Origin of the sequence: Actinomadura verrucosospora (assembly GCF_039540335.1) — a bacterium.
GTDB classification, from domain to species: Bacteria; Actinomycetota; Actinomycetes; order Streptosporangiales; family Streptosporangiaceae; genus Spirillospora; species Spirillospora verrucosospora.
In genome coordinates, this window is sequence record NZ_BAABEV010000014.1 from 129,024 (window position 1) to 142,972 (window position 13,949).

Annotated in this window: 13 protein-coding genes and 1 other RNA gene; 9 read left to right on the forward strand and 5 right to left on the reverse strand. The window is 71.3% G+C overall.

Going from position 1 to position 13,949, the window contains the following annotated elements; all coding sequences use genetic code 11:
- Positions 1 to 8: 8 nt before the first annotated feature.
- Both ABD944_RS17830 and prfB read right to left on the reverse strand, forming a co-directional pair.
- Positions 9 to 992 (reverse strand): DUF8094 domain-containing protein, encoded by a 984-nt coding sequence (locus ABD944_RS17830; RefSeq protein ID WP_345177826.1) that lies wholly within the window; start codon positions 990 to 992, stop codon positions 9 to 11.
- A 126-nt stretch (positions 993 to 1,118) separates the two neighbouring features.
- On the reverse strand, positions 1,119 to 2,228 hold the full coding sequence (gene prfB / locus ABD944_RS17835) for a peptide chain release factor 2 (protein ID WP_345177829.1): 1,110 nt from the start codon (positions 2,226 to 2,228) through the stop codon (positions 1,119 to 1,121).
- A gap of 150 nt (positions 2,229 to 2,378) precedes the next feature.
- Between prfB and ABD944_RS17840 the strand changes: the two genes are divergently transcribed.
- The gene (locus ABD944_RS17840; protein ID WP_345177832.1) at positions 2,379 to 3,434 is read left to right on the forward strand and encodes a DUF8094 domain-containing protein; all 1,056 of its coding nucleotides are present in this window, start codon (positions 2,379 to 2,381) and stop codon (positions 3,432 to 3,434) included.
- Positions 3,435 to 3,457: 23 nt separating this feature from the next.
- On the opposite strand, the gene ABD944_RS17845 is transcribed toward ABD944_RS17840, so the two are convergent.
- A complete protein-coding gene (locus ABD944_RS17845) occupies positions 3,458 to 3,643 on the reverse strand; it encodes a hypothetical protein (protein WP_345177834.1) in 186 nt (61 codons plus the stop codon).
- A gap of 409 nt (positions 3,644 to 4,052) precedes the next feature.
- Between ABD944_RS17845 and ftsE the strand changes: the two genes are divergently transcribed.
- The 8 genes from ftsE (at position 4,053) to ABD944_RS17885 (ending at position 12,221) form a co-directional block, all read left to right on the forward strand.
- Positions 4,053 to 4,742: a cell division ATP-binding protein FtsE gene (gene ftsE / locus ABD944_RS17850; RefSeq protein WP_067453578.1), complete on the forward strand. Its 690-nt coding sequence runs from the start codon at positions 4,053 to 4,055 to the stop codon at positions 4,740 to 4,742.
- Positions 4,743 to 4,924: 182 nt separating this feature from the next.
- Positions 4,925 to 5,830: a permease-like cell division protein FtsX gene (ftsX, locus tag ABD944_RS17855; protein WP_345177836.1), complete on the forward strand. Its 906-nt coding sequence runs from the start codon at positions 4,925 to 4,927 to the stop codon at positions 5,828 to 5,830.
- Positions 5,831 to 5,955: 125 nt separating this feature from the next.
- Positions 5,956 to 7,092 carry a S41 family peptidase gene (locus ABD944_RS17860; protein WP_345177838.1) on the forward strand — a complete coding sequence of 379 codons (1,137 nt, stop codon included), beginning with the start codon at positions 5,956 to 5,958 and terminating at the stop codon, positions 7,090 to 7,092.
- Between the two features lie 31 nt (positions 7,093 to 7,123).
- Positions 7,124 to 7,615: an SsrA-binding protein SmpB gene (gene smpB, locus ABD944_RS17865; RefSeq protein WP_345177839.1), complete on the forward strand. Its 492-nt coding sequence runs from the start codon at positions 7,124 to 7,126 to the stop codon at positions 7,613 to 7,615.
- A 9-nt stretch (positions 7,616 to 7,624) separates the two neighbouring features.
- Positions 7,625 to 9,562, forward strand: a complete 1,938-nt coding sequence (locus ABD944_RS17870; RefSeq protein WP_345177842.1) for a penicillin-binding transpeptidase domain-containing protein — start codon at positions 7,625 to 7,627, stop codon at positions 9,560 to 9,562.
- 307 nt (positions 9,563 to 9,869) lie between these two features.
- Positions 9,870 to 10,242: a transfer-messenger RNA gene (gene ssrA, locus ABD944_RS17875) on the forward strand.
- Positions 10,243 to 10,350: 108 nt separating this feature from the next.
- Entirely contained in the window at positions 10,351 to 10,785 is a 435-nt protein-coding gene (locus tag ABD944_RS17880) for an NUDIX domain-containing protein (RefSeq protein ID WP_345177843.1), read from the forward strand.
- Positions 10,786 to 10,886: 101 nt separating this feature from the next.
- Positions 10,887 to 12,221 carry a serine/threonine-protein kinase gene (locus ABD944_RS17885; RefSeq protein ID WP_345177845.1) on the forward strand — a complete coding sequence of 445 codons (1,335 nt, stop codon included), beginning with the start codon at positions 10,887 to 10,889 and terminating at the stop codon, positions 12,219 to 12,221.
- 79 nt (positions 12,222 to 12,300) lie between these two features.
- On the opposite strand, the gene ABD944_RS17890 is transcribed toward ABD944_RS17885, so the two are convergent.
- A complete protein-coding gene (locus tag ABD944_RS17890; protein ID WP_345177846.1) occupies positions 12,301 to 12,912 on the reverse strand; it encodes a dihydrofolate reductase family protein in 612 nt (203 codons plus the stop codon).
- A 74-nt stretch (positions 12,913 to 12,986) separates the two neighbouring features.
- Complete coding sequence (locus ABD944_RS17895) at positions 12,987 to 13,829, reverse strand: helix-turn-helix domain-containing protein (RefSeq protein WP_345177848.1); 843 nt, start codon at positions 13,827 to 13,829, stop codon at positions 12,987 to 12,989.
- Between the last annotated feature and the right edge of the window lie 120 nt (positions 13,830 to 13,949).

A 13,949-nucleotide genomic window follows, 5' to 3' on the forward strand; every position in this document is an offset into this window, starting at 1 on the left:
GACGGGGTTCAGGAGCCCTGGGCGGTGACGGCCTTGCGGTACATGCCGCTGACGGTGGCGCGGCCCTTGGGCGGGATGGTGGCGAGGTACTGCACGAGGACGGTGGTGTCCAGGCGCGTCCGGGCCGTGGTGGACGGGGCGAGCCCGACGAGGTCGCCGCTCACGGCGAGCCTGCCCCGCTGGGCCGCCGAGTACGCCTCGTTCTGTTTGAGGACGTACCAGACGACGGCGCCGCGGTCCTTGGTGCGCAGCCCGTAGACCTTGTACTCGGCGGGGGAGAAGCGGGATGAGAGCGTGACGCCGCGCCCGGCGAGGGTCTTCTCGCCCGCCTTGAGCGCCTTGTAGGTCTCGCTGGTCTTCGCCCCGTCGGCCAGGACGGACGCCCCGGAGGCGCGGGGGCCGTCGGTGAGCAGCGCCGCGTGGGCCTTGGGGAGCTTCGCGGGGGCGACCGCGAGGTCTCCGGCGTCGGGGGCGACCGGGGTGGCGTACCCCTGCGGGTCGAGCGCGACGCGGCCGAGGGCGAGCTCGGACGGGTACGGGTCGGCGGCCAGCAGCCACGGCGCGTTCTGCCCGGCCCGGGTGAACAGCAGCGCGTGCCGCAGGGCCTGCTTGCCCCTGCCGCTGACGGTGTCGGCGGCGAACCAGTGCGGGTAGCCGGTGAGCCGCGGGATGTAGAAGGTCGTGTGGGTGAAGGCCACCCTGGGCGGACGCTGCCGGACGGCGCGGCGGAGCTTGAGCGCGGCGACGTCCATGGTGAGCTGCGGGTCGGTCTCGACCGTGCGCAGCGTCCTACCGCTGAATCTGAGCCCCGCCTGGTTCATCCCCGTGGCGAAGGACGCGAGCACCTGCTGCGCCTCCTCCTTGGTGAGGGCGGGCGCCCCCTGCGGCTTCCCCGGAGCCGCGGAGGAGGTGTTGCCGCCGGAGCAGCCGGTGCTCACGGCGGCGGCCAGCAGGCCGGGTAGGAGTATCGGAACGAGAGTGCGTGCTGCCATGAGGCCCCCCGAATGGCGACGTTGGTCCGGACCATCCGGCATCCTCGCAGAGTGATCATGTGATCACTCTGCGAACACGAAAGTCGGCGCGAAAAGGTGGGGGACCGCTCAGGGGACGATCTCGGGTCAGGCGCTCTCCTGCTGGCGCAGCCAGCGGATCTCGGCCTCGATGAACTCGTCGATGTCGCCGTCCAGGACCGCGGAGGTGTTGCCGACCTCGACGCCGGTGCGCAGATCCTTGACGATCTTGAAGGGATGCAGCACGTAGTTGCGGATCTGCGTACCCCAGCTCGTGGTGCCCTCGCCGCGAAGCGCGGAGAGCTCCTCCGCCTCCTCCTTGCGCTTGCGCTCCAGCAGCTTGGCCTGCAGCACGTTCATGGCCGTGGCCTTGTTCTGGAGCTGGCTGCGCTCGTTCTGGCAGGACACGACGATGCCGCTCGGGATGTGGGTGATCCGCACGGCGGAGTCGGTCGTGTTGACGCCCTGGCCGCCCGGCCCCGACGACCGGTACACGTCGATCCGCAGTTCGCTCTCGTCGATCTCGACGTGGTCGCTCTGCTCGACCACCGGCACGACGTCCAGGCCCGCGAACGACGTCTGCCGCCGGCCCTGGTTGTCGAACGGGGAGATCCGGATGAGCCGGTGGGTGCCGTGCTCGCCGCGCAGCGTCCCGTAGGCGTAGGGGGCCTTCACGGCGAACGTGGTCGACTTGATGCCGGCCTCTTCGGCGTAGGAGGTGTCGTAGACCTCCGTGGGGTAGCCGTGCCGCTCGGCCCAGCGCAGGTACATCCGCTGGAGCTGCTGGGCCCAGTCGGCCGCGTCGACCCCGCCGGCCTGCGCGTTGATGGTGACCAGCGCCTCGCGGGCGTCGTAGTCGCCCGACATGAGGGTGCGCACCTCGAGCTGCTGGACGGCCTTGTGCAGCGCGGCCAGCTCCTCGTCGGCCTCGGTGCGGGTGTCGGCGTCGTCCATCTCGCGGGCCATCTCGTACAGCGTGGCGGCGTCCTCCAGCCGCTGCCGCAGGCCCTCGACCCGGTTCAGCTCGCTCTCCAGGTACGACAGGCGGCGCGTCACGGCCTGCGCGCGCTCCTGGTCGCTCCACAGGTCGGGGTCGGCCGACTGCTCGCGCAGTTCGGCGATGTCGCGGCGCATGGTGTCGAGGTCCAGCACCTGCTCGATGCTGGACAGGGTCGAGGCGAGCTCCTTGAGCTGTTCTTCGGGTTCGATGCCTGCCACGGTCCGAGCCTATCGCCGTCCCGGCACTGCTTATCGCCTCGCGGCGGGCGGGCGGAGGTCCGGCCAATATCATGCGGGTGGCAGAATCACGGGCCGAGGAGGTCGGCCGAGGGCGGCCGGCCCTGAAATCTCGCTCCGGGGGACGGGTCTTTGCACAGCTTCCTGCGGGTGGTCGCGGCCGGGGCGCTGCTCACCCTGCTCACCGCCGCGGGCTGCGCCGAGGGCAGGACGGAGGCGCGGCCGACCGTCACCATGCCCGAGACGTCCCCGCCCGCGCCGGTGGCGCTCACCCCCCAGGTCGCCGACCGGGCGTTCCGCTCCTACGTGACCGACGAGGACGTGGCCAGGGCCGCCGGCGACGAACGCCTCGCGCTGACGTGGACGTCCGACGGCCAGTCGCAGCTGACCGCGGCGGAGTTCCGCAAGGCCGCCTACGACGGCGACCCGGTTCGGCGCTTCGTCTACGGCGCCCCCAAGCTCTACGTCCCGAAGCTGAGGGACGCCGCCTACCCGCAGTGGTTCGTGGTGTCGGTCGACCGTTCGGTCGTGGACCAGCCCAAGAGCAGGCGCAGGGCGCTGATGGGCTTCATCCTGCGCGGGCCGGCCGACCACTGGAAGCTCACGGTCGCGACCCTCCTGCAGGAGAAGGCGAAGGAGCCGAAGGTCGCGGTCGACGCCGCCGGGTACGCGACGGCCATGAGCGCGGAGGACGCGACCGTGCTGATCCGTCCCCGCGACGTCGGCGGGATCCAGGCGACGATCGCCGCCGAGGGGCCGCGCAGCGTCGCCGCGAAGGTGATGCGGTCGAACCCCGTCACCACCGGCTTCTACCAGGACGCCAAGCGCGCGAGGAAGAAGGCCAGGAAGAAGGACATCACCTACACCGCCGTCTACACCGCGACGCCGTTCCCCTACTTCGGGCTGCGGACCGAGCACGGCGGCGGGCTGGTGATCTACTCGCTGTTCTGCAACACCTCGCTGATCGCCAAGGATCCCGGAACGCCGAAGCCGGAGATCCCGCAGGAGGCCGAGCACCTGCTCGACGGGACCGTCGAGGGCAACGAGGTCGACACCACGGCCACGCTGCACTTCGCCGCGTTCGACCCGCCGAAGGCCCGGAAGGGCGCCGCGCAGCCGAAGGCGCACATGGTCGCCGACGACGGCGCCGTGACCAAGGCGGGCACGCCGCCGATCAAGAAGCCGTGACGCGTCGGGGGCGTCGGCCCCGGTCAGCCGTAGACGCGCTGGAGGACGAGCGCCGCGAACAGGAGCGCGACGAGGATCGCCAGGACGACGGCGGGCGGCACGGACGGGCCGTGGTCGTGCAGCTCCGAGCGGGCCTCCCGGCAGGTGGGGCAGCGTCCCTCCACCACCGGGTGCGAGCACCGGGCGCAGATGAGATGTTCGCAGCTCATGTCGTGGGCCCCAATCTCCGACAACGGCACGCGGTCCGTGCGGGAAGCGTCGGCCTGTGTGGTCGTTCGTCCACCTATTAGGTATCTTTCGCCATCATCCAGCGTAGCCGGACTGTATGGTCGTTCCGGCAAGTCCGGGGGCTAGACGGTATAAAACGGCCGGACGTCGGGAGACGGTTCACATGGCACTGATCGGACGTCACGAACTGATCGGACGCGGTGCCGGCCCCGGGCGCCCGTACCACTGCGAGTGGGACGAGGTGGTCGCCTCTCCCCTCTACACTGCTCGAAGGCTCCGCGTCCCACCTGGCCGTGAAGCCGGGCGGCGCAGGCAAGGGGTCACGGAGGCTTCCGTGGCCGCGGGCCGGCCCGCTCCCCAACCCCTACAGCGAACCGCCGTGATGCAGCCGTGATCCATTTCGACAACGTCACCAAGGTCTACCCGAGCCAGAACCGACCCGCCCTGCAGCATGTGAACGTCGCCATCGAGAAGGGCGAGTTCCTGTTCCTGGTGGGCCCGTCCGGCTCCGGTAAGTCGACCTTCCTGCGCCTCGTCCTGAAGGAGGAGCGTCCTTCCCAGGGTCACGTGCACGTGGCGGGCAAGGACCTGAGCAGGCTGAGCAACTGGAAGGTGCCGCACCTGCGCCGCAGGATCGGCTGCGTCTTCCAGGACTTCCGCCTCCTGCCCAACAAGAACGTCTTCGAGAACGTCGCGTTCGCCCTCGAGGTGATCGGCAAGCCGCGGCGCTTCATCGGCAAGGTCGTCCCCGAGGTCATCGACCTGGTCGGCCTGGAGGGCAAGGCCCACCGGATGCCGGACGAGCTGTCCGGCGGCGAGCAGCAGCGCGTCGCCATCGCGCGGGCCTTCGTCAACCGCCCGATGATCCTGCTCGCCGACGAGCCGACGGGGAACATCGACCCCGCGACCTCGATCGGCATCATGAAGGTGCTGGACCGCATCAACCGGACCGGCACGACCGTCGTGATGGCCACCCACGACGCCGCCATCGTCGACGCCTTCCGCAAGCGCGTCGTCGAGCTGGAGGACGGCCGCGTCGTCCGCGACCAGTCGCGCGGCGTGTACGGCCAGGCGTACTGACACGGGGCGCGCTGGCACAGGCGTACCGACACAGGCGTGCCGACACGGGCGCACTGACATCTGAACCATCGATTCCCGCCGGGTCGTAGGAAACCCCGAGGGGTGCCCGAAAGGAAGCCGCCCGCCGCGTCCCGCGGCGCCCCGGCTCCCGGCCCAGCAACGGCGATCAAGGACAGCGAGGCATGCGCGTACAGTTCGTTCTCCAGGAGATCTGGATCGGTCTCCGCAGGAACATGACGATGACGATCTCCCTCGTCATCACCGTCGCCATCGCCATGGCGCTCTTCGGCACCGGGCTGCTCCTGCGGCAGCAGGTCTCCGCGTCCAAGAGCTACTGGTACGACAAGATCGAGGTCTCGATCTTCCTGTGCGCGAAGACGAGCTCCAACCCCGTCTGCCAGAAGCAGGACGTCACCGAGCAGCAGCGGGAGACGCTCAAGGCGCAGCTGCAGAAGATGCCGCAGGTCTCGGATGTCCAGTACGAGAACAAGCAGCAGGCTTACGCCCGCTTCAAGGACCGCTTCGCCGGCTCGCCCGGGTTCGTGGAGAGCACCCGCGAGGGCGACATCCCCGACTCGTTCCGGGTCAAGCTGAAGAACCCGGAGGAGTACAAGGCGGTCGCGCAGGCGATGCTCAACCAGCCCGGCGTCGACTCGGTCATCAACGAGCAGGAGATCCTGAAGCGGTTCTTCCGGATCCTGAACGGACTGCAGGTCGCCGCGCTGACGATCGCCTTGATCCAGGTGATCGCCGCGGTGATGCTGGTCGGCAACACCGTCCGGCTGTCGGCGTTCAACCGGCGCCGGGAGACCGGGATCATGCGGTTGGTCGGGGCGTCCAACACCTATATCCAGCTGCCGTTCATCCTGGAGGGCGCGATCGCCGGGCTGATCGGCGGCCTGTTCGCGTCGGTGCTGCTGATCTTCAGTAAGAAACTCCTGGTCGACCGGTTGGCGGGGGACGTCCAGCTCGTCAGCCAACTCGGCTGGAGCGTGGTGATCCTCGTCATCATCGTGTCGATCTGCTTCGGCGTCCTGCTGTGCGCCGTCTCCTCGTTCCTGACCCTGCGCAGATACCTGCGAATCTGACGCCTCCGCCGGATCCGGCCCAACCGCCGGATCCGGGCCGTGGCGCCGCCCTACACTTGCCGCATGGTCGTCCCCTCCGCGCCCCCGTCGCGTCCGTGTCCCCGCTGAGCAGGAGACGGGGCGGCGTGCTGCGCGGCGCGGCCATCGCGACGGCGATCGTCTGCGCCTACGGCGCGGGGGTCGTGAGCGGCTCGGGCTCCGATCGGCACGCGGCCGTCGCCGGGGGCGGCTCCGTCCTCGACGAGGCCGCCGTGAAGATCGGCGGACGGGCCGCGCGGCCCGTCGACCGCGGCGCCCTCGACCGCGCCGCCATCGAGGGCATGCTGCGCGGGCTCGGCGACCGGTGGGCGCACTACTACTCGGCCCGCGAGTACGACGACGTCGAGGGCCGCCTCACCGGCCGCTACAGCGGCGTCGGCCTGTGGCTCGGCCGCGAGGACGGCGACTCCCGCGTGCTGGTGGCGAGCGTCCAGCCCGGCACCCCCGCCGCCCGCGCCGGCGTCCAGGCCGGCGACGTCGTCGCCCGCGTCGGCGACGCCTCCGTGACCGGCTGGGACATCTCCCGCGTCGCCGAGGCGCTGCGCGGGCGTCTGGACGAGACGGTCGAACTCACCGTGGAGCGCGAGCGTCGAACCAGGAAGTTCCACCTCGTCCGCACGAAGGTCTCTGGAGGGGACGTCACCGTGACCGAGCTTCCCGAGCGCGCGCGGATGATCCGGGTCGGCGCCTTCACCCGCGGGACGGGCCGGCAGGTCCGCGCGGCCGTGACCGGGCGCTCGCCCGCGGGCGGCGTCCTGCTCGACCTGCGCGGCAATCCCGGCGGGCTGGTGGACGAGGCGGTCGAGACGGCGTCGGCGTTCCTGGCGGACGGCCCGGTCGTGACCTACGAGCCGCGCGGCAGGCCCGCCGAGCGGCGCGCCGTCACCGCTCCCGGCGACGCCCGCACCCCGCTCGTCGTGCTCGTCGACGCGGGGACCGCGAGCGCCGCGGAGATCGTCGCGGGCTCCCTGCGCGACCGCGACCGCGCGGTGATCGTAGGATCGCGTACGTACGGGAAGGGCTCGGTGCAGGAACCCCTCCGGCTCGCCGACGGGTCGGTCATCGAGCTGACCGTCGGTCGCTACCGCACCCCGAGCGGCCGTAACCTCGACGGGGTCGGCATCGAACCCGACGTGGAGGTCTCCGCCGACCGCCCCGCGAAGGCGGCCGAGCGACGCGCCCGGACGGTGCTGCACGGCCTCGACGCGGCGATGCCGGGCTGAAGACGACGACGCGGGACTGAGGACTGAGGACGTGGCACGGGACACCGGGCGGAAGAACGACACCGGGCGCAAGCTCATCGCCCAGAACAAGCGGGCCCGGTACGACTACCACATCGACGACACGTGGGAAGCGGGCATGGTGCTGATGGGCACCGAGGTGAAGGCCCTGCGCGCCGGCCGGGCGTCCCTGGCCGACGGCTTCGCGCACGTGCGCGACGGCGAGGTGTGGCTGGAGAACGTCCACATCCCCGAGTACACGCAGGGCACCTGGACCAACCACGCCCCCCGCAGGCGCCGCAAGCTGCTGCTGCACCGCCGCGAGATCCAGAAGATCATCGCGAAGTCGGAGGAGCCGGGCTGGACGCTGATCCCGCTCTCCCTGTACTTCAAGGACGGGAAGGCCAAGGTCGAGATCGGCCTGGCCCGTGGTAAGAAGACCTACGACAAGCGCCAGGCCATCGCCAAGCGGGAAGCCCAGCGGGAGATGCAGAAGGCTGCGGCGGCCCGGTTCAGGAGACGGTGAAGGGTGTCGATGACGAACCGAGGCCGGAGGCGGGCCCGTGCCGGGGCCCGGACGCCGCTGCTTTCGCCCGCGCGCCGCCGGGCGGTCGCTCTGGCGGCCTGCGGCGCGCTGGTCGGGACGATGACGACCGGGTGCTGGGCCGAGCCGTCGGCGATGCCCGCCGTCCGCGACTTCCTCATCGCCTGGCAGGTCGGCAACTACGAGGCCGCGGCCGGGCGGACCGTCGGCGCCGACCGCCGGCAGGTCGAGGACGCGCTCGGCCGCGTCCGGCAGCAGCTCGACGCGGCGTCCCTGCGGCTGTCGCTCGGCACCGAGGTCGAGGGCTCCGGCGTCGACCAGATCGTCAAGAAGGGCGACGAGGCCGACGCCCGCTTCACCGTGAAGATCGACCTGGGTGAGAACGGGCAGCCGTGGGAGTACCCCGGCCTGATGCACCTGCGCCGCGTCGGCGGCAAGTGGAAGGTCGTCTGGGACCCCTCCATCATCAACACCAAGCTGAAGCCGGGGCAGCGCCTCGCCGTGGTGACGCAGGTGCCGAAGCGCTCCCCGATCACCGACACGCAGGGCCGCTCCGCGCTGCGCGAGATCGGCGCCTACCAGGTCGGGGTGTTCCCCGGGCAGCTCGCCGACCCGCAGAAGACCATCGACCTGCTCGCGAAGCAGACCAAGATCGACGGCGGCCGGCGGCTGGACTCCGAGCGCCTCCTCGGCCGCGTCCGGTCGGCCCCGCCGCAGACGTACCTGCCGCTGCTGACCCTTCAGGTCCCCGCGCACAACGCGCTGATCCAGCGGCTCACCCACATCCCGGGGCTGCAGTTCCAGGGCGTCCGCGCGCCGATCGCGCCCGCGTACGCCCCCGAGCTGATCGGCAACCTCGGCCCCGCCACCGCCGACCGGCTCCAGCAGGTCGGCGCCCCCTACCAGCCGGGCGACACGATCGGCGTCAGCGGCATCCAGCTGCTCCAGCAGCGCCGTCTCGCCGGGACGCCCACGGTCAGCGTCGTCGCGCAGGACGAGACCGGCAAGAGCACAGAGCAGCTGCGCTCCTGGCCCGGCCAGGAGCCGCAGCAGGTCCAGACGACCCTCGACCCCGTCTACCAGCACCACGCCGACGACGCCCTGGCCGCCCTGCAGTTCCCGGCGTCCATGGTCGCCGTGCGGCCGAGCACCGGCGAGGTGCTCGCCGTGGCCAACCACGGCACGGGCGGCCAGAACCTCGCCTTCGAGGGCCACTACCCGCCCGGCCTGACGTTCGGGATCGTGTCCGCGCTGGCGCTGTTCTCCCAGGCCGGCATGAAGCAGTCCACCGAGACCACCTGCCCCGGCACCGTCACCGTCGGCGGCAAGACGTTCACCAACAAGGCCCGCCCCGACAGCAGCTTCGCCAACCACTTCGCCGCGTCCTGCAAGACGACCCTCGCGCAGCTCAGCGGCAAGGTCGACGCCCAGACCCTCCTCCGCGAGGCGGCGCAGCTCGGAATCGGCAAGAACTGGGGCCTCGGCGTCCCCGCCTTCACCGGCTCCGTCCCGGCGCCCGCGAACGACGGCGACAAGGCCGCGGCCATGGTCGGCGAAGGCGCCGTCCAGGTCAGCCCGCTGGCGATGGCCATGGTGGCCGCCGCCGCCTACAGCGGCACCTGGCGGCCGCCCTACGTCCTCAAGGATCCGTCCACGACGGCCCAGGCGCCGCAGGCCCAGAGCCCGCCGTCGGAGTCCATCTCGAACCTCAAGAGGGTCCTGAGCCGCACCGCGTCCCGAGGCAACGCCCGCGGCGCCCGCGTGTCCGGCGACGTCGTCGGCGTCGCCGCCCTCACCACCTACAACGAGGGCGGCCGTCCCAAGACCGTCTCCTGGTTCGTCGGATCCAGCGGCGACCGCGCCTTCGCCATCGCCGTCGAGGGCGTCGTCAACACCCCGGCCCTGGCGGCGAAGTTCCTCGGCGGTTAGGCCCTTTGTCAGCTCTTTACGCACGGGACGCAACCAACCCGCCCCCCGCGTGCGTCTTTACGGGTGACTGAGCCACCGCTTGGGGGGTTGCGGACTCAGTCGCCGTGATGAGACCAGAGCCTCGTCTCGGGGGAGGCTCTGCCGTCCGGGCCGGCCCGACCCTGCCGGTCGACCCCGGTGGACGCGACATCGTTCGCGTCCACCGGGGTTCACGTGTGTCCGGGGGAATCACGTTGCCCTCGCACGCGTTATCCTTGTAGCGTCATCGTGCGGACGTCCTCGGACGGACGCTTTGACAATTGAACATGGGGGTGACCGGCTTCGACTTCGGTCGTTCGAGCCAGGGGAAGCGGGTCGAGGGTTGCTGTCGTGACCTCGTAAATCCTGTGACAGCAAACCAATAACTGCCAACAAGAAGCAGTCCGAGTTCGCCCTCGCCGCCTGAGCGAGGAGCGAACTCTGTCAGCCCGGGCGCGTCTCCGTCCCGGGGTCTGGCATCGCTAGGAGACTCCACCTTCCGGTCCGGTCGCGGGCCCGGTAGGGACATCTAACAGCGACTGAGTCCGTCGGCGACACGCCTGCGTGAGCGCCGGGACTGAGAAAACGCTAAGCAGGCTGCACCCGGAGAAGCCCTGACCCATCACCGAAGGACGCGGGTTCGATTCCCGCCACCTCCACGGCACACGAAGCCGCCGATCAGACGAGTTCTGGTCGGCGGCTTCTTGCATGAACGAGCAGACGCCCCTCGCTCCAGGTGTGGAGGGAGGGCCATCGGGGAGCTTGCCGGCGTGGACGTACGGGTTACCGGGGTCGTCATCGAGGACGGCCGGATTCTGCTGCTGGACCAGGACACCGACACCGGGCGGTCGTGGTCGTTGCCGGGCGGCAAGGTGGAGGAGGGCGAGCCGCTGGCCGATGCGCTGGTCAGGGAGATGCGGGAGGAGACCGGCGTCGACGTCGAGGTCGGTCGGCTGCTGTACGTCTGCGATCACATTCGCGGTGGCGCGCACGTCCTGCACATCACCTTCGAGGCGCGCCGCGTGGGCGGCGCGGCCGGGGTCGTGGCCGGGACGGCCGACTCCCGGCCGATCCGCGGAGTCGAGTTCGTGGGGCTCTCCGACCTGGTGGGGCTCGGTTTCGGCGAGCGGTTCGCCGCCCTCGCGGGGGCCGGTTTCCCCGGAGCCGGCTCCTACATGGGCGCCAAGAGCAACATCGGCCTCTGACCCCGGCGAGCACGAGAGCCGCCGGGATCCCCGGTGGAAGCCTCGTCGCGACAAAAGAACATCCTTGTACGAGTGTTGAGGGCGTCGGTAGGTTCGCCGGTGTGACAAGTGCACCGGAGACGGCCCCCGGACGGCTGGTCGGCGGGCGGTACCGGCTGGTCGAGACGCTGGGGCGCGGCGGGTTCGGCCTCGTCTGGAGGGCGCGGGACACCGTCCTCGGGCTCGACGTGGCGGTCAAGGAGATGCGGCCGCCCGCCGCCGAGCTGACCGAAAGGGTCGCGCGCGCCACCCGCGAGGCGCGCAACGCCGCGCGGCTGCGCGAGCACCCGAACATCGTCAGCGTGCACGACGTCGTCGTCGAGGACGGCCTTCCCTGGATCGTCATGCAGCTCGTCGACGGGCACTCGCTGCACGACCGGATCGCGCGGTCCGGCCCCCTGCCCGCCGCCGGGGCCGCACGCGTCGCCGCCGGCCTGCTGGACGCGCTGGAGACGGCGCACGCCGCCGGAATCGTCCATCGGGACGTGAAGCCGGCGAACGTGCTGCTCACCCCCGGCGGGGACGCCGTCCTCACCGACTTCGGCATCGCCGTCCATCACGCCGACACCACGCTCACCGCGACCGGCGCGTTCATCGGGTCCCTGGAGTACATGGCCCCGGAGCGCATCGACGGGAACGACGATCCCGCCTCCGACCTGTTCTCCCTCGGCGCGACGCTCTACCACGCCGTGGAAGGCGTCTCCCCGTTCCGCCGCGACACCACCTCCGCCACGCTGAAGGCCGTCATCAACGACCCTCCGGCGCCGCCGGGGCGCGCCGGGGGGCTCACCGGGCTCATCACCCGCCTCCTGGCCAAGGAGCCGGGCGAGCGTCCGACGATCTCCGAGGCGCGCGTTCTGCTCGCCCGGGCGGCCGGACCGGAAGGCCCGGGCCTCCGGGACCCGGGCCAGGCCGAGCGTGCGACGGTCACCGAGGTCCGCCGGCCGCCCGCCGAAACGAACGACGGCCGCACACGGGTCGGTGACGGGGCATCGTGGTGGAGCCGGGCTTCGACCGTCCGCCAGACGGCCGTGGCGGTCGCGGTGGTCGCGGGCCTGCTCGGGCTGGCCATGGTCGTCGGCCGCCAGGTCTACGGGCGGCCGGCCGCCGGCGCCACGATCGGTGACTGCGTGTACCTCTCCGGCGACTCCGACTTCGGGTTCGGCACGAAGGAGGGGGACTGGTACCAGACGCCGTGCGGCCTGCGGTTGGCCAAGGGCACGGCCTACAAGGTCGTCGGCCAGACGGCCGACGACCCCGACGACCCCGATCGGGAGGATGCCACCCACGGCTGCAAGTACTACTCGGGCTGGAACAGCAGCGCGATGGTCAAGACGTTTCTCGGCGTGGACCCGCGGGGTCTGGCCAAGAACCTGTGCCTCGCGCCGGTCGACTGACCGGCCCGCACGCCCCGTGCTCGCGCGTGACGGGGGAGCGCCGAAGCGGCGTCCCGGCTTGGTGTCCAGCCGTGCGGGCCTAGCGACGCACCTTGTACCTCAGGTGCAGCACCCGCTCGCCCTGGATGACCACGTGCGGGTCCTCCAGCAGGTACTGCCGGTCGACGGCGCCGAAGAAGCGCTTGCCCGTCCCGAACACGACCGGCACCACGTCCATCGCCACCTCGTCCACGAGACCGGCCGCGAGGATCTGCCCGCCCACGTCGCCGGCGTTCACGGCGACGGCCCGCTCCCCGGCGAGTTCCTGGGCCTTCTCGATCGCGGCCGTCACGTCGCCGGCGAAGTGGTACGACGCCTCCGGGTGCCAGCCCTCGGGCTTGGGCCGGTGGGACACCACGACCACGTGGTCGCCCGTGGGCGGCCGTCCCTCCCAGCCGTTCACCAGGTCGAACAGGGTGCGGCCCATCACGATCACGCCGATCGACGCCCACGTCGCCCCGACGTACTCCGCCGACGACTTCGAGACCCTGACGCCGCCTCCGGTGCCGGAGTGGTCGTACTCCCCGGCGCCGCCTCCGCCGATCGGGACGTCCCCGTCGAAGTACCAGTCGTGGAGCGTTCCGACCTGGTCCTTGTCGTCGGCGATGAAGCCGTCGACCGACATGACGCTGTGCATGATCACTGTCCCCACGGGTCCCCCTCGGGTCTCGTCGCCTGCTCGCCTCCGATCCTGTCGTCTCCGGGAGCGGCCGCGCTTGTAAGAAATCAATCGGCGGGCATCGGGCCGCTGTCGGGCGGGAAACCCGCCTCGGCGGGGAACCGGCGCCGCAGGGCCAGGTACTCCGCCGGGGTGTGGCCGGTGAAGTCCTTGAACTCCCTGCTGAAGTGGGCCCGGTCGAAGTAGCCCGCCGCGTGGGCGAGGTCCGACCAGTCGACCGGGCGCAGGGCGTCCACGGACAGGATCAGCCGCGCGAAGCGGTAGATCCGCGCCACCCGTTTCGGGGTGACGCCGACGTGGGACTTGAACTGCGCGGCCAGGTGGTTGCCGCTCACCCCGGCGGCCTCGGCCAGCGCCCCGACCGGGACCGCGCCGTGGGACGTCTCCAGGCGTCCGCCGGTGTGCTGGACCAGCCCGAGTCCGCGCGGGGCCGCCTCGGCGAGCCGCGACCGCAGCTCCTCCTCCACCACCCGCAGCGCCTCGTCGGCCGACGCGCTTTCGCCGGCCCGGTCGCGGATCCGGTTCACGGACCGCTGCCAGACGGCGTCGGCGGGCACCCAGCGGTCGCGCAGCTCGGCCGCCGGCACGTCGACGAACGGCGACAGCCCCCACGGCTTGAAGTGCACCCCGACCAGCCGCACGCGCGCCGGGTACTCGATGAGGAAACGCCGGGTCCATACGCCCATGAACCATCCGCCGGCGAACACGGCCGGGGGCACCGAAGGGTCGGAGTCCCGCAGGCGGGCGGGTTCGCCCAGGTTGATGAACAGGTGCGCGGACGGCATCGGCGGCACGTTCATCCGGCGGTGGCGCGGCACCCCGGACAGGCAGTAGATGTCGTCGATGAACCGGTCGAGCGGCGCTGCGGGCACCCGGCCGACATATCTCATCGAAACAGTGTGGCCGACCGGGGCGATGGTCTCCATGCGCGGGGCCGTGGAGACAGCGTCTTACGGTCCGTTTCGCTATGGCTTCCTCCCGTATCGGCAATCGTGACCAATCGGTTGCTC